General features: G+C 72.0%; 16 protein-coding genes. 9 read left to right on the forward strand and 7 right to left on the reverse strand.

Going from position 1 to position 18,912, the window contains the following annotated elements; all coding sequences use genetic code 11:
- Positions 1 to 196: 196 nt before the first annotated feature.
- The 3 genes from ACTJJZ_RS10295 to ACTJJZ_RS10305 all read left to right on the forward strand — a co-directional run bounded on the left by ACTJJZ_RS10295 (position 197) and on the right by ACTJJZ_RS10305 (position 2,285).
- On the forward strand, positions 197 to 763 hold the full coding sequence (locus ACTJJZ_RS10295; RefSeq protein WP_440721091.1) for a hypothetical protein: 567 nt from the start codon (positions 197 to 199) through the stop codon (positions 761 to 763).
- Between the two features lie 116 nt (positions 764 to 879).
- Entirely contained in the window at positions 880 to 1,935 is a 1,056-nt protein-coding gene (locus ACTJJZ_RS10300; RefSeq protein ID WP_440721092.1) for a DUF998 domain-containing protein, read from the forward strand.
- A 125-nt stretch (positions 1,936 to 2,060) separates the two neighbouring features.
- The gene (locus ACTJJZ_RS10305) at positions 2,061 to 2,285 is read left to right on the forward strand and encodes a hypothetical protein (protein ID WP_440721093.1); all 225 of its coding nucleotides are present in this window, start codon (positions 2,061 to 2,063) and stop codon (positions 2,283 to 2,285) included.
- Here the strand turns inward: ACTJJZ_RS10305 and ACTJJZ_RS10310 are convergent.
- Together ACTJJZ_RS10310 and ACTJJZ_RS10315 are read right to left on the reverse strand one after the other, a co-directional pair.
- Positions 2,276 to 2,746: a protealysin inhibitor emfourin gene (locus ACTJJZ_RS10310; RefSeq protein WP_440721094.1), complete on the reverse strand. Its 471-nt coding sequence runs from the start codon at positions 2,744 to 2,746 to the stop codon at positions 2,276 to 2,278. The two genes, ACTJJZ_RS10305 and ACTJJZ_RS10310, sit on opposite strands and share 10 nt — an antisense overlap.
- On the reverse strand, positions 2,727 to 3,842 hold the full coding sequence (locus ACTJJZ_RS10315) for a M4 family metallopeptidase (RefSeq protein ID WP_440721095.1): 1,116 nt from the start codon (positions 3,840 to 3,842) through the stop codon (positions 2,727 to 2,729). Before ACTJJZ_RS10315 ends, ACTJJZ_RS10310 begins: the two co-directional genes overlap by 20 nt.
- A 184-nt stretch (positions 3,843 to 4,026) precedes the next feature.
- On the opposite strand from ACTJJZ_RS10315, the gene ACTJJZ_RS10320 reads away from it, so the two are divergent.
- The gene (locus tag ACTJJZ_RS10320; protein ID WP_440721096.1) at positions 4,027 to 5,070 is read left to right on the forward strand and encodes a hypothetical protein; all 1,044 of its coding nucleotides are present in this window, start codon (positions 4,027 to 4,029) and stop codon (positions 5,068 to 5,070) included.
- Between the two features lie 5 nt (positions 5,071 to 5,075).
- Here ACTJJZ_RS10320 and ACTJJZ_RS10325 read toward each other — a convergent pair whose 3' ends face one another.
- Positions 5,076 to 7,640 carry a DEAD/DEAH box helicase gene (locus ACTJJZ_RS10325; RefSeq protein ID WP_440721097.1) on the reverse strand — a complete coding sequence of 855 codons (2,565 nt, stop codon included), beginning with the start codon at positions 7,638 to 7,640 and terminating at the stop codon, positions 5,076 to 5,078.
- On the opposite strand from ACTJJZ_RS10325, the gene ACTJJZ_RS10330 reads away from it, so the two are divergent.
- Positions 7,639 to 8,037 (forward strand): hypothetical protein, encoded by a 399-nt coding sequence (locus ACTJJZ_RS10330; RefSeq protein WP_440721098.1) that lies wholly within the window; start codon positions 7,639 to 7,641, stop codon positions 8,035 to 8,037. The two genes, ACTJJZ_RS10325 and ACTJJZ_RS10330, sit on opposite strands and share 2 nt — an antisense overlap.
- A gap of 124 nt (positions 8,038 to 8,161) precedes the next feature.
- Here the strand turns inward: ACTJJZ_RS10330 and deoD are convergent, their stop codons facing one another.
- Positions 8,162 to 8,875 carry a purine-nucleoside phosphorylase gene (deoD, locus tag ACTJJZ_RS10335; RefSeq protein WP_440721099.1) on the reverse strand — a complete coding sequence of 238 codons (714 nt, stop codon included), beginning with the start codon at positions 8,873 to 8,875 and terminating at the stop codon, positions 8,162 to 8,164.
- 196 nt (positions 8,876 to 9,071) lie between these two features.
- Positions 9,072 to 9,734: a DNA alkylation repair protein gene (locus ACTJJZ_RS10340; RefSeq protein WP_440721100.1), complete on the reverse strand. Its 663-nt coding sequence runs from the start codon at positions 9,732 to 9,734 to the stop codon at positions 9,072 to 9,074.
- A 173-nt stretch (positions 9,735 to 9,907) separates the two neighbouring features.
- Between ACTJJZ_RS10340 and ACTJJZ_RS10345 the strand changes: the two genes are divergently transcribed.
- Positions 9,908 to 11,752 carry a glycoside hydrolase family 35 protein gene (locus tag ACTJJZ_RS10345; protein WP_440721101.1) on the forward strand — a complete coding sequence of 615 codons (1,845 nt, stop codon included), beginning with the start codon at positions 9,908 to 9,910 and terminating at the stop codon, positions 11,750 to 11,752.
- 230 nt (positions 11,753 to 11,982) lie between these two features.
- Here the strand turns inward: ACTJJZ_RS10345 and ACTJJZ_RS10350 are convergent, their stop codons facing one another.
- The gene (locus ACTJJZ_RS10350) at positions 11,983 to 13,020 is read right to left on the reverse strand and encodes an FUSC family protein (RefSeq protein WP_440721102.1); all 1,038 of its coding nucleotides are present in this window, start codon (positions 13,018 to 13,020) and stop codon (positions 11,983 to 11,985) included.
- Positions 13,021 to 13,198: 178 nt separating this feature from the next.
- Between ACTJJZ_RS10350 and ACTJJZ_RS10355 the strand changes: the two genes are divergently transcribed.
- Both ACTJJZ_RS10355 and ACTJJZ_RS10360 read left to right on the forward strand, forming a co-directional pair.
- Entirely contained in the window at positions 13,199 to 13,537 is a 339-nt protein-coding gene (locus ACTJJZ_RS10355) for a hypothetical protein (protein WP_440721103.1), read from the forward strand.
- 245 nt (positions 13,538 to 13,782) lie between these two features.
- Positions 13,783 to 16,620 carry a helix-turn-helix transcriptional regulator gene (locus tag ACTJJZ_RS10360; protein WP_440721104.1) on the forward strand — a complete coding sequence of 946 codons (2,838 nt, stop codon included), beginning with the start codon at positions 13,783 to 13,785 and terminating at the stop codon, positions 16,618 to 16,620.
- A 217-nt stretch (positions 16,621 to 16,837) separates the two neighbouring features.
- Here ACTJJZ_RS10360 and ACTJJZ_RS10365 read toward each other — a convergent pair whose 3' ends face one another.
- On the reverse strand, positions 16,838 to 17,797 hold the full coding sequence (locus ACTJJZ_RS10365) for a siderophore-interacting protein (RefSeq protein WP_440721105.1): 960 nt from the start codon (positions 17,795 to 17,797) through the stop codon (positions 16,838 to 16,840).
- Between the two features lie 29 nt (positions 17,798 to 17,826).
- Between ACTJJZ_RS10365 and ACTJJZ_RS10370 the strand changes: the two genes are divergently transcribed.
- Positions 17,827 to 18,696 carry an ABC transporter ATP-binding protein gene (locus ACTJJZ_RS10370; protein WP_440721106.1) on the forward strand — a complete coding sequence of 290 codons (870 nt, stop codon included), beginning with the start codon at positions 17,827 to 17,829 and terminating at the stop codon, positions 18,694 to 18,696.
- The last annotated feature ends 216 nt before the right edge of the window (positions 18,697 to 18,912 follow it).

Genomic DNA, 18,912 nt, shown 5'->3' on the forward strand with positions numbered 1-18,912 from the left:
GACTCATCGCCCGCGAAATCTACTACGTCCTGATCCAGCCTTGACATCCATAGGAGCATCTCCCCGCACCACGGTCCCGGTCGCCCGCCGGCTCATCGCCCGGGCGGCCGGGATCCGGTGTGCGTGCCGGCCCAGTCGAGGGGACCGGGGGACTGCAGGGCCGGCTGGGCGGGCCGGGCGTTGGTACGGTCGAGGCATGTCCGGCTTCGTGGTGAAGACCCTTCTCGTGCTCGCCGTGCTGATCATGGTCGGCGCGGCGGTGGCGCGGCTGCGCCGGCACCCGAACCGGTCGGCGGAGCACCCGGAGCGCCAGCGCATGCCCCGGCTGGTGCCGATCGCGGGCGGTCTCCTCATCGCGGTGGGCGTGCTGCTCGGGCTCACCGCGTTCACCGAGCGGGACGACGCCGGCATGCTGCTGCCGATGCGGATCGCGGCGGTGCTGATCGCGCTCGGCGGCCTCGCGTTCCTGATGATGTACGGCAACTTCTACGTCGCGCCCCGCGACGCCGAGGTCGCCTTCCGCACGATCTTCGGACGGGAGAGCGTGATCGCGTACAGCGACATCGTCGACTACACCGTCAAAGGGACCGGGATGCAGCTGATCCTGACGGTCCGTGCGGCGACAGGCCCTCGACTGCGGCTGAACCTGCGGCTCTACGACATGTCGCCGTTCCTGCGCGCGATCGAGTTCCGGCAGCGGAACGGGCGCTGGCCTCTGCGCGGAGAGTCGCTCGGCTTCCCCGGCGCCGGACGGGCGGGCTGAGCGGACCGGTGCGATCCGCCGTTCCGGATCCTGCGGCCCTCGGTCCGCCGTTCCGGATCCTGCGGCCCGCGGTCCGCCGTGACGCCCGCGTCGGCGGTGCGTGATTCGATGGCGGTATGGACACGGGGAAGCTGCTGCTCGGCGAGACCCGCACGGTCTGGGCGACGGCGGTCTGCTTCGCGCTCGGCACGGCGGCGGGAGCGGTGCTGCTGCAGGGCGCCCCTCGGCCTCTCACGGGCACGGGATCGCTGAGCGCTCCGGTCGCCGCGGTCGCCGGAGTCATCTCGGCCGCCGCGTTCGTGGTCAGCACGCTGCAGCACCGCCGAGGTGAGACGGATCCGATGCCGCGCTGGCAGGCCTGGGTGTCCCACGCCGCCACGGTGGCGCTGACCGTGGTGTTCGCGGCGGTGTCGGCCCTCGGCGTGCTGCTGGCGTGCGTCGTGCTGGCGGTCGGGCTGCACGGCTTCGAGCCCTCGGCGTTCGGCGGCGCCCTGATCGCGGGGGTCGCGGCGGCGATCGGCGGGAGGTTCGCGTACACCGCGGGCGTCGGTCTGCGCACGCGGGACCTCTCGGCGCTGCTGTTCGGCTTCCTCACGATCGGCACGCTGTTCGCGATGGCGACGGCGGCGGATCCGCACTGGTGGCAGCGGAACTTCTCGCAGCTCGGGCTCGGAGTCGGCGGCTGGGCGTTCAACGGCACCCTCATCGTCGCCGGCCTGCTGTTCGCGACGATCGGCGCGTACATCGGCCGCGACCTGCACCGTCTGCTCGGAGATGCGGCGCTGAGCCGGATCGCGGTCGTGGTGGTGCTCTGGGCGGCGACGGGCACAGCACTCGCCGTCGTGGGATTCGTGCCGCTCGAGCTGAACCGCCCCGTGCACCTGACCGCCGCGATCGGCGCGCTCGTGCTGTTCAGCGCCGCGGCGCTCGTCACGCTCTTCACCCTGCCCGGTCCTCCCCAGGCCCTCGTCATCGCGACGATCGGGCTCGGCATCCTGCTGATCGGCGCGGTCGTGCTGCACGTCCCGCTGCGGCTGTACTCAGCCGCGGGCCTCGAGGCGATCGCGGTCGGGCTGGGCGTGGTCTGGATGACCACGCTCGTCCGCGTCCTGGCGGTGCTCACGCCCGACGTCTCACGGCCGTCTGCGCGGCCGACCCTGCGCGCTTTCTGAGCCGCTCGTCCCTCCGCTGCGGGCGGATCCGTCTTGACGCCGCTCGTCCCTCCCCTGCTCGACGGGCGGTGCGGCTGATGGTCCTCTCTGCGGCCCGCTCGCCTGTCGGGGCGCACAATGGAGGCATGGGCATGTTCACGCAGAAGCCGGAAGAGCCGACCGAGTGGGCGGGCCTTCCGTCCGAGCCTCTCGACCGTGACGAGGCGACGGATCTCCCGGAACCGCCCGCACTGGATCCGTTCGGGCTCGGCCTGGGCACCGGTACGAACGTCGTGATCCCGGTGCGGCCGGATGCGATCGGATCCGGGTCGCCCGTGTCGATCCCGGTCCCTCCGCCTGATCAGTCCTGAGCCGCCTCGCGCACTGCATCGACCAGGTCGCGCCACGGTCCGGACAGGTGCTCCTCCGGGATCACCTGCTCGTGCCGCACCTGCCGGATCTGCGCCTCGATCCGCCACTGGAACCGATCGGCGCCGGACGCGGATCCCGGATCCTCATCCCACGGGCAGCGCTCCAGCAGCGACACCCAGCGCTCGGTCTCAGTGCGGGAAGGGACGACGCGCCAGCGCCGGGTCATGCCGGCGATCCCGCCGCTGCGGGCGACGCGGATCGTGACCTCGTCGCCGTCGCCGTCGCCGTCGCCGTCGCTGTCGCACTCGGGGGCCGCGGAACCGGGGGCGTCTGCGGGACCGCCAGCGTCTGCGACGGATGGGGCGGGGCCGCCGGTATCCGCGGCATCGGCAGCGGCCCCGGCGGACGAGTCCACCGGGGTGCCGCGCGGATCGCGGTCGTCAGCCGGCGGCTCGCGCATCGCCCGCCGCCGTGGTCACGCCCACCGAGGTCCAGGCGGTGCGCGCCGCATCGCCCGTGGTCTTGTCCACCGAATCCGCCTCGGCGATCGTCGCCTTCGCGAACTGCGCGAACGAAGCGGTCGCAGGGAGCCCGCCCGTGAGCGCTCGGTACCAGACCGATCCCGCCGTCTCCCATGCGTGGCCGCCGAGCGCGACCGCGAACAGGGCGAAGGCACGGTTCGGGATGCCGGAGTTGATGTGCACGCCGCCGTTGTCCTCGGTGGTGTGCACGAAGCCGCTCATGTCCGCCGGCTGCGGATCCTTGCCGAGCTCCGGGTCATCGTAGGCGGTGCCCGGATGCAGCATCGACCTCAGCGCCTTGCCGTGCACCGCCGGGGTGAAGATGCCCGCGCCGATCAGCCAGGTGGCCTTGTCGGCCGTCTGACCGAGCAGGTGCTGCTCGGTGAGCGCGCCGAAGACGTCGGCGAGCGACTCGTTCAGCGCGCCCGGCTGGTCCTGGTAGCCCAGACCAGCGGTGTACTGGATGACGCCGTGCCCCAGCTCGTGCCCGATCACCGAGGTCGCGGCGGTGAAGTGCTGGAAGACCTGGCCGTCCCCGTCGCCGAACACCATCCGCTTGCCGTTCCAGAAGGCGTTGTCGTAGCCGGATCCGTAATGCACCGTGGCATCCAGCGGCAGACCCTTCCCGTCGACCGAGTCGCGCTGGAAGGCGTCCAGCAGCATCTCGAACGTCGCGCCGAGACCGTCGAACGCCTGGTTGACCGCTGTGTCGGCGACGGCAGGATCGCCCTCCTTGCGCACGACGGTTCCGGGGAGGTTCTCGGTGGCGTGCGCATCGCTGATCGTGCGATCCGGAGCCGCCGCGACCGCGGCGACCAGCGATCCGTCCGCGCCGATGGACAGCTGCAGCTGCGCGCGGTGCTGTGCGGGAAGGCCCGCGATCAGCGTCTGCCGCGCGGAATCGGCGGCCTGCGGATAGCGCTCCGACTGCGCGAGCTTGGCCAGCAGATAGGACGGGACGATTCCCTGGTGGATCCGGCCGCCCTGGCTGGCCCGGCCGCGACGGGCCCGGTCGTCGTGCTCGTGGTTGGTCATGATGCCCTCCGATCCGCGTCCCCTGCTCCGACGATACGCCGGTCCGCCGACACTGCGACGATCCGTTGACGCGATGCGTCGGACCGCGGGGGCGGATCCTCGCGATGGGGAGTTCTCCCCATCCCGCCCGCGGAACCACGCGCGTAGCCTCGCAGGAACGGACTCGATGACGGGGGAGACGGCGATGAGTCAGCTGCGTGAGCGTGGAGCCTGGCGCTCGAAGGGACCGCTGCGCCGCGGCCTGCTCGTCGGCGCGATCGCCGGCCTCGCCGGACTGCTGCTGGCGGGGTGCACGGGGACCAGCCCGGCTCCCGCGCCGACCCACTCCGTGCTGCCGCAGCCGAAGGCCATGAGCGCCCAGCAGATCCGCTCGCTGGACGTCTGCGCGCTGATCGCGCAGTCTCAGCTGTCGTGGTCGCTCGTCGCGGTCGGCGAGGTCACGGCCACCAGGTCCATCACCTCGGACCCGGCGGGCTGCGCCGTGTTCATCCCGGAGCAGAGCGCCGACGACCGACTTCCGGCGTACGCCGTCTCACTCACGTCCTGGCCGACGGCGCGCGATTGGGCAGCCATCACGGCCCCCGATCGGCCCCGATTGCTCGTCGACGGAGGAGTGCTGGTGTCCGGCGTCGTGAGCGGCGCGGCGACGGCGACCGTGTACACCGACATCGGGGTCGCTTACCGGATCGTGGCGCTGCAGCCCACGACCACGGACATCGACCGGGACAAGGAGCTCGCGATCCTGAGGCTGGTCGCGCGCGTGGCGGCCGAGCCGCCGCTGCCGACGATCCCGTGGGCGAAGGGCGACCTGCTGACGAAAGACATCTGCGCCGCGGCGAAGGCGGCCGGCCTCCCGCGATCACTAGGGCTGAGCGATCCGAAGGCCGGGCCGCTCGTCGTCGACTCGCCCGATGCGCGCAGCTGTTCGGAGAAGCGCCAGAACGCCGCCGACTCGCCCCGGTTCCAGGTCAGCTCAGGGCTGGCGGACGGCCTCGACACGCGCGGCAACGCGGAGACCGCGACCATCGCCGGTCACTCGGCCGTGCAGAAGTGGGACGGGAAGACCTGTCGCCTCACGATCGCGTTCCCGGGAGACCCCGCCCTCGATGACCGGTTCACGGATACCAGTTCGCGGACCACGGCGCTGTTCATGACCGCCGAACGCCCCTGCTCAGAGGTCGCGAAGGACGCGGACCTGCTGATCATGGAACTCGACAAGCAGAGCTGATCCCGTCACAGCCGGTCCACGCCCGTCACCACGATGACGGCCTCGCCCGCATCGTCCGAGGCGTCGAGGTCGATGGTCGCGGAGATTCCCCAATCGTGGTCGCCGGCCGGGTCGTCGAGGATCTGCCGGACCGCCCACGACCGGGCGGGCCGTTCGCGGTCGGGGCCGCCGGTCTCGTCGATGATCAGCAGCGCGGCGCTGCGGGCGTCCGGACCGGTGCGGATCTCGTCGTGCTCCGCGAAGTACGCGTCGAGGGCCGCGTCCCAGCCGTCCGCGCCGAACTCCGGATCCAGCTCGGCGAGCGCATCGACGTTCTCCCTGGCCGCGAGCTGCACGCGGCGGAACAGCTCGTTGCGCACCAGGATCCGGAACGCGCGCACGTTGGTCGTCAGTCGCTTCGGCGCCGGGGGCACCACCGGCTCGTCGGCGTGCGGGTGGAGATGGCCGGAGATCAGCTCCTCCCACTCGTCGAGGAGCGACGAGTCGACCTGGCGGACGAGCTCGCCGAGCCACTCGATGAGATCGCGCAGCTCCTCGGTCTTGAGATGCTCGGGGATGGTCTGCGAGGCCGCGCGATACGCGTCGGAGAGGTAGCGCAGCACGACGCCCTCGGAGCGCGCGACCTTGTATTGCGCCACATATTCCCCGAACGACATGGCCCGCTCGTACATGTCGCGGACGACAGACTTGGGGTGCAGCTCGAAGTCGCGGATCCACGGCTGGGCGGCGCTGAACGTCTCGAACGCCGCCGACAGCAGTTCCTCCAGCGGCTTCGGATAGGAGATGTCCTCGAGCGCCTCCATGCGCTCGTCGTACTCTATGCCCTCGCGCTTCATCGCCGCGACGGCCTCGCCGCGAGCGAGGAACTCCTGCTGGCTCAGGATCGCGCGGGGATCGTCGAGGGTCGCCTCCACGATCGAGATCGCGTCGAGCGCGAAGGAAGGGTCGTCGGGATCCAGCAGCTCGAACGCCGCCAGCGCGAACGGCGACAGCGGCTGATTGAGCGCGAAGTTCGGTTGCAGGTCGACAGTGAGACGGATCTCCATGCGGCCGCTGCCCTTCGACAGGCTCGGGGACCGGTCGAGCGGCACCTGCTGCACGACACCCGACTCCCGCAGGGTCCGGTAGATCCCGAGGGCGCGCAGCGCCAGGATCCGCTGCCGCGACCGGGGCTCGTGGTTGTCATATACCAGTGCACGCATATTCGCGAAGACGTCGCCGCCGCGGCCGATCACGTTGAGCATCATCGCGCTCGTGATCTGCATGTGCGACGTGAGCGTCTCGGGCTCGGCGGCGATCAGCTTCTGGAAGGACGGCTCTCCCCACGACACGAAGCCGTCGGGCGCCTTCTTGCGGATGATCTTGCGCTTCTTCTTCGGATCATCGCCCGCCTTGCGGATCGCGGCGATGTTGTCCGACTCGTGCTCCGGCGCCTGCGCGACGACCGTGCCGGCGGTGTCGAAACCCGCACGGCCGGCGCGCCCCGCGATCTGGTGGAACTCGCGCGCGTTGAGCTGACGCATCCGGGTGCCGTCGAATTTGGTCAGCGCGGTGAGCAGCACCGTGCGGATCGGCACGTTGATGCCGACGCCGAGGGTGTCGGTGCCGCAGATCACGCGCAGCAGGCCGCGCTGGGCGAGCTGTTCGACCAGCCGGCGGTATTTCGGCAGCATGCCTGCGTGATGCACGCCGATCCCGAGGCGCAGCAGCCGGGACAGGGTCTTGCCGAAGGACGTGGTGAACCGGAACCCGCCGATCAGCTCGGCGATCTCGTCGCGCTGCTCCCGGGTGGCGACCTTCGCGCTGGCCAGCGCCTGGGCGCGCTCCATCGCCGCGGCCTGGGAGAAGTGCACGACGTAGACCGGCGCCCGATCCGTGTGCAGCAGGTCGTCGATCGTCTCGTGGATCGGCGTGGTCTCGTACAGGAAGTGCAGCGGCACCGGCCGCTCCACCCCGGTGACCACCGCCGTCTCCCGGCCCGTGCGACGGGTGAGATCGGCCGCGAGCGCCGTCACATCGCCGAGCGTCGCCGACATCAGCACGAACTGCGCCTGCGGCAGCGTGACCAGCGGCACCTGCCAGGCCCAGCCGCGCTCCGGGTCGCCGTAGAAGTGGAACTCGTCCATCACGACCTGGCCGACGTCGGCCTCCGGCCCTTCGCGTAGGGCGAGGTTGGCGAGGATCTCGGCGGTGCAGCACACGATCGGGGCGTCGGCGTTGACCGCGGAGTCGCCGGTGACCATGCCCACGTTCTCCGCGCCGAACACGTCGACGAGGCTGAAGAACTTCTCACTGACCAGCGCCTTGATCGGCGCCGTGTAGTAGGTGCGGCGGCCGTCGACGAGCGCCGCGAAGTGCGCGGCGACAGCCACGAGCGACTTCCCGGTCCCGGTGGGCGTGGACAGGATCAGGTTCTGCCCGGACACGATCTCGATGACCGCTTCGTCCTGCGCGGGGTAGAGCGAGATGCCGGTGGACTCGGCCCACTCCACGAACGCGAGATAGACGGCGTCGGGATCCGCGACCCCCGAAGCCGGGCGGACGACGGACGGATCGAGGCGCACAGACATGATCCCTCGATCATCCCACCCGAAGCGCGCCCGTACGCCGGCGCTGAGGGCGGGCGGGCTGTCGCACCGTTCTCAGGATGAAACCCCGGCTCCGCGCCGAAACAGCCTCGCGTTCCGCCGGTCTGCAGAATCCGTCCTGAGAACGGTTGGGGGCGACGGCGGCATCGACAGCCGCGCCTTCCTGACGCTGAGGAAGTCCGCCTCGCTCGGCGCAGTCGTCCGGGAGCCGAGCCTGGGGCGCGGTTCCCGGAGACGAGCGCATCGCGATCTTCCGTCTCGACGGCTTATGTTCTTCGGCGTCGCCGATCGGTGCCTGCAGGAACTGGCCGCGGTGCCGGACGATTCCGCGGTCGTCGACGCGCGCAGCCACATCCTGCGCGGGTCCGGCGTTCTCTGAGCGCACTTCGTCTGAGTGCGGCGTTCGCACGATCGTGCGACGGATGCACGAGGAATCCGCCAGTCCGATCGTGCAGGCGTCGCCGGATCGCCCAGACGTCGCGCGGATCCGCAAGCCCGACCCTTCAGACCGCGGTCGCGGCCTCCAGGGCGATGCGGATCATGTCGCCGAAGCTCTGCTCGCGCTCCAGGGCCGTGGTCTCCTCGTGCGTGACGAGGTGGTCGGACACGGTGCAGATGCTCAGCGCGCGGCGGCCGTAGAAGGCGGCGAGCGTGTAGAGAGCGCTGGTCTCCATCTCGACCGCGAGGGCCCCGTGCTGCACCAGCGGGTCGGTGAGCTCGGGGCGGGTGCTGTAGAACTGGTCGCCCGAGAACAGCAGCCCGACATGCACGGCGTGCTCGAGATCCATCCGCTCGCTCGCCTCGACCGCGCGACGCAGCAGGGAGAAGTCGGCGACGGGCGCGTAGTCCTGGCCGTGGAAGCGGATCCGGTTGATGCCGGAATCGGTGCACGCGCCGTTCGCGATGATGATGTCGCGCATGCCGACCTTCTCGGTGAGCGCCCCGCAGGATCCCACGCGCACGAGAGTCTGCACGTCGTAGTCGCGGAACAGCTCGTTCGCGTAGATCGACATGGACGGCTGCCCCATGCCGGATCCCTGAACCGAGACCCTGTGCCCCTGCCAGGTGCCGGTGAAGCCGAGCATGCCGCGCACCTCGGAGTAGCACTCCGCGCCGTCGAGGAAGTTCTCCGCGATCCACTTCGCGCGCAGCGGATCCCCGGGGAACAGCGTGACGGGGGCGATCTGACCGGGTGCGGCGGCGATGTGGGTGCTCATGCGATCAGGGTATTGGGGCGGATCCGTCTGCGGCGAAGCGGTGCGCGGATGCGCGGGGACCGTGCGCGGATCCGCGGCCTCCGTCCTGTGGCGCGCGCAGGCCCCGCGCCGGGCATCGGCGGCATGCGCATCCGAGCGGCGATCCGCGTCGGGTGCCGGCCCACCGATCCACCTGCGGGTGCCGCCGATGCCCTGCTCAGCCCTGACGGCGGACCATCTCCGCGATCCACAGCGGTGCGAACGGCGACGTGCAGTTCGGCGGGGTGGGGTAGTCGGCGAGCACCTGCAGGCGCTCGCCGATCGCGATCGCCCGGTCCCGCAGGCGCGCGTGGTGGATGCCGATGGAGGCGAGGGTCTCGTTCATCGCCCACTGCTCCCGGCCGGAGGCGTCGGCGAGCTCGTGCTCGATGCGATCGAGCAACGCGTCGAGATCGAGGGTTTCAGGGCTGTTCGCGACCCGGGCCGAGGTGAGCGACCAGGCCGCGGCCCGTGGGTCGGGATCCGCGTCGTCCAGCCAGCGCATGCGCAGCTCCTCGGCGAGCGGCGACTTCTTTACCAGGTACGCCACGAGCCAGTCGTGCGCCTTCGCGCTCAGCGTCTCGCGCACCATGCGATCGAACTCCCCGGCACCGAACTCGCGCGGCTTCGCGACCAGGATCCCGAGCAGCTGTCCGGCGACGTCGCCGGACCCCCACAGCTCGCGGGCGAGCTCAGGATCCGTGCCGATCCGCTTCGCCAGCGCACGCATCTTCGACAGATTCACGCCATGCGCATCGCCGTGCCGCTCGTTGATCGCGCGGGCCTTCGGATCCTCCAGCGCAGCGAGGTCGGCGAGCGCTTGCGCCAGGGACGTGGGCATGCGCTCAGCTTATGGCGCGCCGAACTCAGTCGATTCGGGTCGCCGTCGGGTTAGGACGAGGGAAAGCCGCCGAATCGACTGAGTTTCGCACCGCTTCGCGCGGGCACATGCGTCCCCTCGTGGTCGTAGGCCACAATGGTGACGCAAACATCGCACCGCACCCCGGGAGAGCCATGACTCAGACTCCGAGCCCCGCGCTCACCTACGGCGACGGCGAGCTGCGGCGGCACGGACGGCCGTTCCGGATGCTGTCCGGTGCCGTGCACTACTTCCGGATCCACCCCGACCAGTGGGAGGACCGGCTGCGCCGGCTGGCGGCGATGGGCGCGAACACCGTCGACACGTACATCCCGTGGAACTTCCACGAGCGGGTCGAGGGGCGGTTCGACTTCGACGGCTGGTGCGACGCGGAGCGGTTCATTCGGCTCGCCGGCGAGATCGGCCTGGACGTGTTCGTGCGCCCGAGCCCTTACATCTGCGCGGAGTGGTCGAACGGCGGCATCCCGTTCTGGCTGAGCGGCCGCACCCGGGCGCTGCGCACGAGCGATGAGGTCTTCCTCGCCGCGGTCGACGCCTGGTACGACGAGCTGATCCCGCGGCTGGCGGCGCTGCAGGCCGCGCACGGCGGGCCGATCACGGCGGTGCAGATCGAGAACGAGTACGGATCCTTCGGCAGCGACCGCGACTACCTCGAGCACCTGCGCGACGGACTGCGCTCGCGAGGGATCGTCGAGCTCCTCACCACCGCCGACGGCACCACCGCGGACATGGTCGTGAACGGCAGCGTCGACGGCGCGATGGGCTCCTTCACGTTCGGCACCGGGGTCGCGGCCGCCGCCGCGTTGCGCAAGCCCGACGAACCGCTGCTGTGCGCGGAGCTGTGGGGCGGCTGGTTCGACCACTGGGGAGAGCAGCACCACGTCCGGTCGGCGCAGAGCATGATCGGCACGGTCGAGGAGCTGCTGGCCGAGGGCGGATCCGTGAGCCTGTACATGGCGCACGGCGGCACGAACTTCGGCCTGTGGGCGGGGGCGAACCACGACGGCCGGCTGCAGCCGACGATCACCTCCTACGACTCGGATGCGCCGATCGGTGAGGACGGCACGCTGAACGACAAGTTCCGCGCCCTGCGGGCGGTGTTCGCGCCGTTCCATGACGCAGATCTGCCGCCGGTCCCGGATCCGCCGCGCCGGCAGCCGGCCGCATCGGCACCCCTGACGCCGCGGGGCTCCCTGCTCGACGTCGTGCGCGCGATGCCTGTGACGGCCACGGCGCCGATGCCGCTCACCTTCGAAGGGCTCGCCGCGGAGGACGGCCTGGTCGCCTACGAGGCGCGGATCTCTTTCCCGCCCGGGGCGGAGCTGTCCGTCGACGGACTGCACGACCGCGCCGTGGTGTTCCTCGACGGCGAGCGGCTGGGCGTGCTGGAGCGCGACGGCGAGCTGTCGCTCGCGTTGCCTTCCCGCGAAGAGACGCCGGTGTCCGGACTGCTGACGCTCGTCGTCGAGAGCCAGGGGCGGGTGAACTACGGCGCGCATCTGGGGGAGCACAAGGGCATCCTCACCGGCGTGCGCATCGGCCGTCGGTTCGCTCACGGCTGGACGCATCGGGTGCTGCCGCTGACCGCGCCCGCGGATTCCCTGGTCGAGGACGAGGCCCTGGCGGGCCAGCCCGAGGCCGCGGCGTCGTCGATCCAGCCCGAGACCTCGGCGCCGTCGATCCAGCCCGAGGCCGCGGCGCCGTCGGACGGTCTCGCCGTGGCGGTGTTCGACATCGCGGATCCGGCGGACGCGTGGCTGGCGTTCCCCGGCGGCGGGAACGGCCTGGTCTGGCTGAACGGCTTCCTGCTCGGCCGCAACCGCGCGGTGGGTCCGCAGGTCACGCTGTACGCGCCGGGGCCGCTGTGGCGGGCCGGCCGCAATGAGGTCCGGGTGCTCGACACCGACGCGATCGGATCCGCGGTGGAGATCCGCGAGGAGCCCGACTTCGGACCCCGCGAGGAGTTCATCGGCGTCTGAAGCCGCCTGCCTTCACGAACCGTTCTCAGGACGGATTTGTCCGAACGGCGGAAATACGGGGATTTCGAGGGGACCGGGCGGAATCCATCCTGAGAACGGGAGGCGGCGATGAGAGATGCCCTCCGTCCGCTCGCTGGTCGCGAATTGCGGTCTTCGGTTGCCCGGAGCCGCAATTCACGACCAGTGAGCAGATGCGGGCACGCGGGTCCGGCGTCGGCCGTCGCGGATCCTCAGGCCTCGTCGCGCAGGCCCGCGCGGATCCGGCGCAGATCCTCGGTCAGGGATCCGATCAGCACCCAGTTGCGTGACGACGGCGGACGGATGTCGAGCGGCGAGGTGAGCGCCGGGATCGCGGAGGTGAGGGCTTCGGGCTCCGGGTCCACCGCGGCGAGCTGCACGGCCAGGCGCACGTCGTGGCCTGCGCGGTGCAGCTGGTCGGCGATCGCGGCGACCGACGGCTCGGCCGACAGCGTCTCGTCGTACTGGTCGACGTAGGCGCGGGTCATTCCGATCACCTGCGTCACGATCGGCCCGAGCCGCTCCAGGAGCGCGCGCATCGCGGCCAGTTCCGGGCGGTGGCGGGATCCGCGCGGGTTCAGCGTCAGCGACTCCTCCGCGGCGGTCAGGGAGACGTCGGCGGAGTCCTTCATCGGGCGCAGCAACCGCGCCTCGAGCATGAGCTCCTGACGGCGCTGCGGGCTCTGCTCGCCCGCGACGGCGTCGCCGAGCCTGTCCAGCGTCGCGGCCAGCTCGCCGCCGAGCAGGGCGAGGTCGCGCCGCACAGGAGCGATCAGCACGGGCGGCACCACCGCCAGGTTCACGATCAGGCCGATGGCGGCGCCGATGAGCGTCTCCAGGATGCGGTCCACGGCGTAGTCCGGGCTGGACGACCCGAGCGCGAGCACGAGCATCGCCGAGATGGCGACCTGGTTCGCGGTGCCGGGGGTGGCCTTGAACGACCAGGCCACGACCATCGCGACGACGACCGCGAGCAGCACGACCCAGCTGAGCCCGCCGAGCGCCAGGCTGAGCAGCACCGCGATCACGACGCCCGCGATCACGCCGATGCTGCGCTCCACGGCCTTCGCGAACGACTGGTTGACGCTGGGCTGCACCACGAGCAGGGCGGCGATCGCGGCGAACACCGGCAGGTGGCCCGGCACGAGCCAGCCGGCGATCAGCCAGGCCGCGATCGTGGCCGCCGCCGACTTCGCCACCTGCGTCAGCGGCGCGCGTCGGGCGGCGCGGAGGGCGGCGAGCGGACGCATGGTTCCACGGTAGTCCGGCCGGCTGTGTGCGGGCGGTCCCCGTCGAGCGGGCGATCGCGCCTGCTGCCGTGACGCGGATCCGGATCTGAGGTGCCGCCTCGCGAAGTTAAGGCATCTGCCCGATGGGGCGAGGGGGCCTTAGCGACGAGCGTATGAGTACCGGAGAAGGAGAGACATCATGGATCTGAACTACGCGATGAGCTACCGCATCACCACCCTCGAGCTCGAGCAGGCCGCGATCCGCGCCGAGCGCGCCCGCGTGGTCGCCGAGCACGCCGACATGATCGTGCCCCGCGACGGGATCCTGCGCCGGGTGCTGCGGCGTCTGCGGGCGCGTCGTGCCGGCGTGCCCGCGCCGGTCGCCGGCCCGCCCGCCACGGCCTCCGTGAGCGCGCCGCCCGCACCGCGCCGCGGAGACGCTGCAGCAACCCCGGAGTCCGTGCCCGCCGCATCGGCGCACACCGAGGAAGGGGACCGCCGGGGCGAGCTGGTCGGCTGCGCACCGCACGCGGCATGACCGGGCAGGCGTCCGCCCCGGCACCCGAGGGCGTGACGTCGGCGCCGGCCCTGAGGTCGGATGACCGCGCACGCGAGAGCCTCCCGGCGACGGATCCGCTCCAGGACCCGCTGTCGTCGGGCGGCTCTTCTGCGTCGGGAGTCTCGCCCGGTTCTTCCCCGTCAGGTGGCGCTGCCGGATCTGCCGAGAGCGGCGACCCGGCCGGCCCGCCGCCGGATGTCGGTGGCGGGTGGCACGATGAAGGCATGTCCCTCGCCACCACGTCGGCCGCCATGGTCGGGCGCGACGCCGAACTCGCGCTGCTCGACGAAGCACTGCGCCGCGTCGGCGCGGGTGAGGCCGCCTCCGTGCTCGTGGGCGGCGAGGCGGGCATCGGCAAGTCCCGGCTGACCGCGGAGTTCCGTCGCCGCGTGGCGGACGAGGCGACCGTGCTGACCGGCTGGTGCCTGGACTACGGATCCACTCCCGCGCCCTTCGGCCCGCTGCCGGCGATCCTGCGCACGCTGCTCGAGGCCCTCGGGGACCGCGCCGACGAGGCGGCCGGCCCGGGGCGAGACGCCCTGCAGCTGCTCCTGCCGGAGCGCGCCGCGGCACCGGTCGACCGGTCCGCGATCCGCCCGGAGGGGCTGCGCGAGACCATCGCGAATCTGCTCGAGGCCGCGGCCGCGATCCGGCCCGTGGTGATCGTGGTCGAGGATCTGCACTGGGCCGACGCGGCGACCCTGTCGATGCTGTCCTTCCTGCTGCGCGCGCTCGCCGGGCGGCCCGTGCTGTTCCTGCTCACCTGCCGCATCGACGAAGTGCGTCGCGGCGGCCCGGTGCGCGCCTTCCTCGCCGAGGCCGAGCGGGCGCGGCTGCTCGACCGGGTCACGCTGCGCCGGCTCGACACGGTCGAGGTGCGCGACCTCGTGCTGGGACTGCGCGGGGCGGTCGATGACGCGGCGCTCGCGCGGCTCATGGACCGCAGCGAGGGCGTGCCCTTCTTCGTCGAGGAGCTGCTCTGCAACGTGCAGGGACCCATGCCGGACACACTGCGCGACGTGCTGCTCTCCCGGTTCGACGCGCTCGGCGACGATGCGAAGAAGGTGGTGCGGCTCTCCTCCGGATCGGACGGGGCGATCTCGCACGGCCTGCTCACTACCCTCGCCGGCTTCGATGGCGAGCGACTCGACGACGCGCTGCGCGAGGCGATGGCCGCGGGGATCCTCGCGGTGCGCGACGACGACAGTTACGGCTTCCGGCACGCGCTGCTGCGCGAGGCCGTGCACGACGACCTGCTGCCGGGCGAACGCGCCCGCCTGCACTGGGCATATGCGGACGCGCTGGAGGCGTCGGGTGGTTCGGCGTCTGCGCTCGCCTTCCACTGGCATCGGGCGCACGACTCGCCACGCGCCCTCGGCGCCGCGGTGAGCGCGATGGTGCAGGCGAAGAACAGCTATGCCTTCTCCACCGCCGCGCGGTTCGGGGAACTCGCGCTGGAGCTGTGGGAGCAGGTTCCCGACGCGCAGGAGGTCGCCGGGATCGGGCGCATCGCGCTGCTGGCGCAGCTCGGCTCGATCCTGCGCAACGGCGGGGACGGGGAGCGGGCGCTGGCGGTCGTGTCCCTCGCGCTCGAGGAGATCGACGAGAGCGTCGAATCGGCGGTGCACGCCCGGCTGCTGCGCGACAAGGCCCTGTACCTGCAGAACCTCGGGCGGCACGGCTCCGTCGAACTGCTCACCGAGGCGCTCTCCGTGATCGAGGGCTGCGCGGGCGAGGAGCGGCTGCACGCCACGCTGCTCAACTACCTCGCAGGCCGGCATCTCACGGGCGGGCGTCTGCGGCGCGCGGTGGAGACCTCGGACGAGGCCTACCGGATCGCCGAACGGATCGGGTTCGACAACGCCATGTCGGTTGCGGCGAACCTGCGCGGGTGCAGCCGCATCCATCTCGGCGAGGTCGACGCGGGGCTGGCCGACTTTCGACTGTCGTGGGAGCACGCCACCGACCACGATGCTCAGTTGCGGTACCGGGTGAACTACGCCGATGCGCTGAACATGCTGGGCAGATTCCGCGAGGCGGTCGAGGTCGCCGAGGCCGGCGTCGCGCACTCGCGGAGCCTCGGCGTCGAGCGGGCGACCGGTGCGATCCTCTCCCACAACATGGTGGAGCCGCTCATCGAGCTGGGCGAGATCCGTCGCGCCGAGGAGGCGACGGTGCGCGATCTCACGATGCGCACGCTGCAGGTGTTCCGGATGTACTCCACGATGTCGCGGATCCGGGCGCTGGTGTGGCGCGGGGACCTGAGCGAGGCGGTGCAGTTGCTGCGCGAGTGGCGTTCCACCGCAGAAGCCGTCGCGGATGTCGAGCGTCAGGTCTGGTACTCGTTGCACGACGTCGAGATCCTCATCGCGCTCGGGCTCGGAGATCCGGCACGCGCCGCCGTCGAGCTGCGCACGGTGATCGAGGATCCGGGACCGCGTCTCGCCCTGCTGGGCAGGATCCTGCTGGAGGGCGGCCGTGTGGTGGCAGACCTGCGGGCGGACGGGCACACGGCCCTCGCCGAGGCGATGACGGAGTCGGTGCGCGCACGCTGGCGGTCGCTGCCGGTCGAGCTCCAGCAGCCGTCCTGGGCGACGGTGTTGACGGCCCTGCTCGACGCGGACGCGCAGGCGCTCCAGGAGGCCGCCACGATCGCCGATCGCGACGACGTCCCGGCGGTGTTCCGTCCTCTGGTGCGCTTGGAGCGCGCCAGGGCGCTGGTCGGCGACGGGGACAGGTCGTCCGCGGTCGAGGCGGCCGCGGAGGCTGCGGCGATCGCGGAGAGCCTCAGCCACGACCGGCTGCGCCGCCGCGTCGCCGACTTCGTCGACGCGGCCGGCCTGCACCCGGCGACGAGGATCCCAGCGACGGCCGGGGCAGAGCTCACCGCCCGCGAGCAGCAGGTGCTCGATCTCATCGCGGAGGGCCTCAGCAACCGCCAGATCGGCGAGCGGCTGTTCATCAGCGGCAAGACCGCGAGCGTGCACGTGTCGGCGATCCTGCGCAAGCTCGGCGTCGCCACCCGCACCGAGGCGGCGGTCGCGCAGCGCGCGCGAGTCTGAGCCGTCGCCGTCGCCGTCGCCGTCGCCGTCGCCCGAGCGGTCGCTCGGTTGCGGGCCCTCGGCTCGGGCGTCCGCCAGGCGATGTGCGGGCGGCATCCCGGCCCGGCTAGCCCGCCCAGCCCGGCGAGCTCGGTCAGCCCGCGCAGCCCGGTCAGCCCGCGCAGCCCGGTCGGGCCACCCAGCCCGGCCAGGCCGGGCCCGGCGGATGTCCCGGGGTTCAGCTCGCTTCGGCCCGCCCGCGACGCCAGTACCCCATGAACGCGACTGAGCGGCGGTCGATGCCGAGGTCGCGGACGAGATGCCGGCGCAGGGCGGTGATCGTGCTCGCCTCTCCGGCCAGCCATGCGTAGCAGGATCCGCTCGACGACTCCGGCACGTCCCAGAGCACCTCATCGTCCCGCGGCTCCGAGAACTCGGCCTCGGCACGACCAGAGGGCGTCGCGCCGCGTTCGGCCGCCGCCCTCCCTCGGCTTCCCGCGGACCGCGGCGCGCGCTCGGCGGCCTGCGCCTCGCCCCAGGCGTGCACGGCGGCGCTGAGGCGCAACCCGTGCGCGGTGCCTCCGCGCGCCAGCCAGGTGACCGTCATGCCGTCGGGGGCGGCCAGCGGGAGCGCGTCGGCCTCCGTGGGCACCTCGATGTAGACGGACCCGGTCAGGTGCGCGGGCAGCGCCTCGACGATCGCGCAGATCGCAGGCACCGCCGTCTCGTCGCCCGCGATGAGCACGGAGCGCGCCGTGCCGGGATTCCACTCCACCCCGCCGGTCTCCGCGGAGCGCGCGTCCGGCCCGACCACCACGACCGGGTCGCTCGGGGCGGCGGTCGACGCCCAGGCGGATGCGGGGCCCTCGGTGCCGTGCAGCACGAAGTCGATGTCGATCTCGCGGGATCGGGGGCGCACCGACCTGATCGTGTACGTCCGGATCGGATTGCGCTTCTCATCGGGAAGTTCTCGCCAGCGGCGATACCACTGCATCATGCCGATCGACTCGTCGAACTGCCCGACATCGGTGAAGGATCCGTCGGCCAGCGGCAGCACGAGCTTGATGCGCTGGTCGAGGCCGGTCGTCCCGAAATGCCCGAGATCGGGGCCCGTCAGGGTCAGGCGCACGAAGTGCGGCGACAGCTGTTCGCGACGGGCGACGGTGGTGCGGTAGGTCCGGTACGGATGATAAGACACGCGTCCAGGATAGGTTAGGCTCTCCTAACATGACGAATCGGAACCTCTCCGACCCCCTCGCTCCTGCCGGGCTCGTGGCGGAGGGCCTCGCGCTGCACTACGGCCGCACGCCCGTCGTGCACGATGTGGCGCTGACCCTGCGCCCGGGTACGGTGACGGCCCTCATCGGGCCCAACGGCAGCGGCAAGTCGACCGCGCTGCGTGCCATCGCCCGGCTGCACCGGATGCGCGCAGGATCCGTGCGGATCGACCGCGCCGGAGACGAGCAGGACGCCGCGGCGCTCGATGCCCGTGCGTTCGCGCGGACCGTCGCGATGCTGTCGCAGTCGCGCCCTCATCCGTCCGGGCTGGTGGTGCGCGACGTGGTCGCGTTCGGCCGGCACCCGCACCGCGGACGGTTCGCGGGCCTGCGCGCCGACGACAGTGCGGCGATCGATCGCGCCCTCGCACTCACGGGCCTCGCCGCGATGGCCGGCCGTCCCGTGGACGAGCTCTCGGGCGGTGAGCTGCAGCGCGTGTGGCTCGCGACCGCGCTCGCGCAGACCACGCCGATCCTGCTGCTCGACGAGCCGACGAACCACCTCGACCTGCGCCACCAGATCGGCACGCTCGATCTCATCCGCGACCTCGCCGACGCGGGCACGGCCCTGGGCGTCGTGCTGCACGACCTCGGCCACGCCGCCGCGGTCGCGGACCGGGTGGTGCTCATGCACGGCGGACGCGTCCACGCAGAGGGCGCCCCCGCCGAGGTGCTGACCGGTGCGAACCTCTCCGCGGCCTACGGGCTGCCCATCGACACCGCGCTCGACGACGACGGCCGGGTGCGGGTGATCCCCCGCGGCCGGCATCGCACCCGCCGCAGCTCTGTCGCCCCTCTTCCGACGGCACGATCCGCGTGACGACCGCGACCCACCCGACCGCGACCCGTGTGACCGCCCGCAGCCCGCAACCGGCCCGAACGACCGCGATCCGCGTGACGACCGTGATCCGGCCGACTGACCCGTGCGCCGTGATCGCTCCGCCCCGCCCGCGCGCCACGATCCGCCCGCGCCGCTCCGCGCGCCCCCGAAAGCCGCGACGGCACGGTCCCGTCCGCCCGCCACAGGCCCGCGACC

Origin of the sequence: Microbacterium sp. 22242, from assembly GCF_052045495.1 — a bacterium.
In the GTDB taxonomy this organism is placed as follows: Bacteria; Actinomycetota; Actinomycetes; order Actinomycetales; family Microbacteriaceae; genus Microbacterium.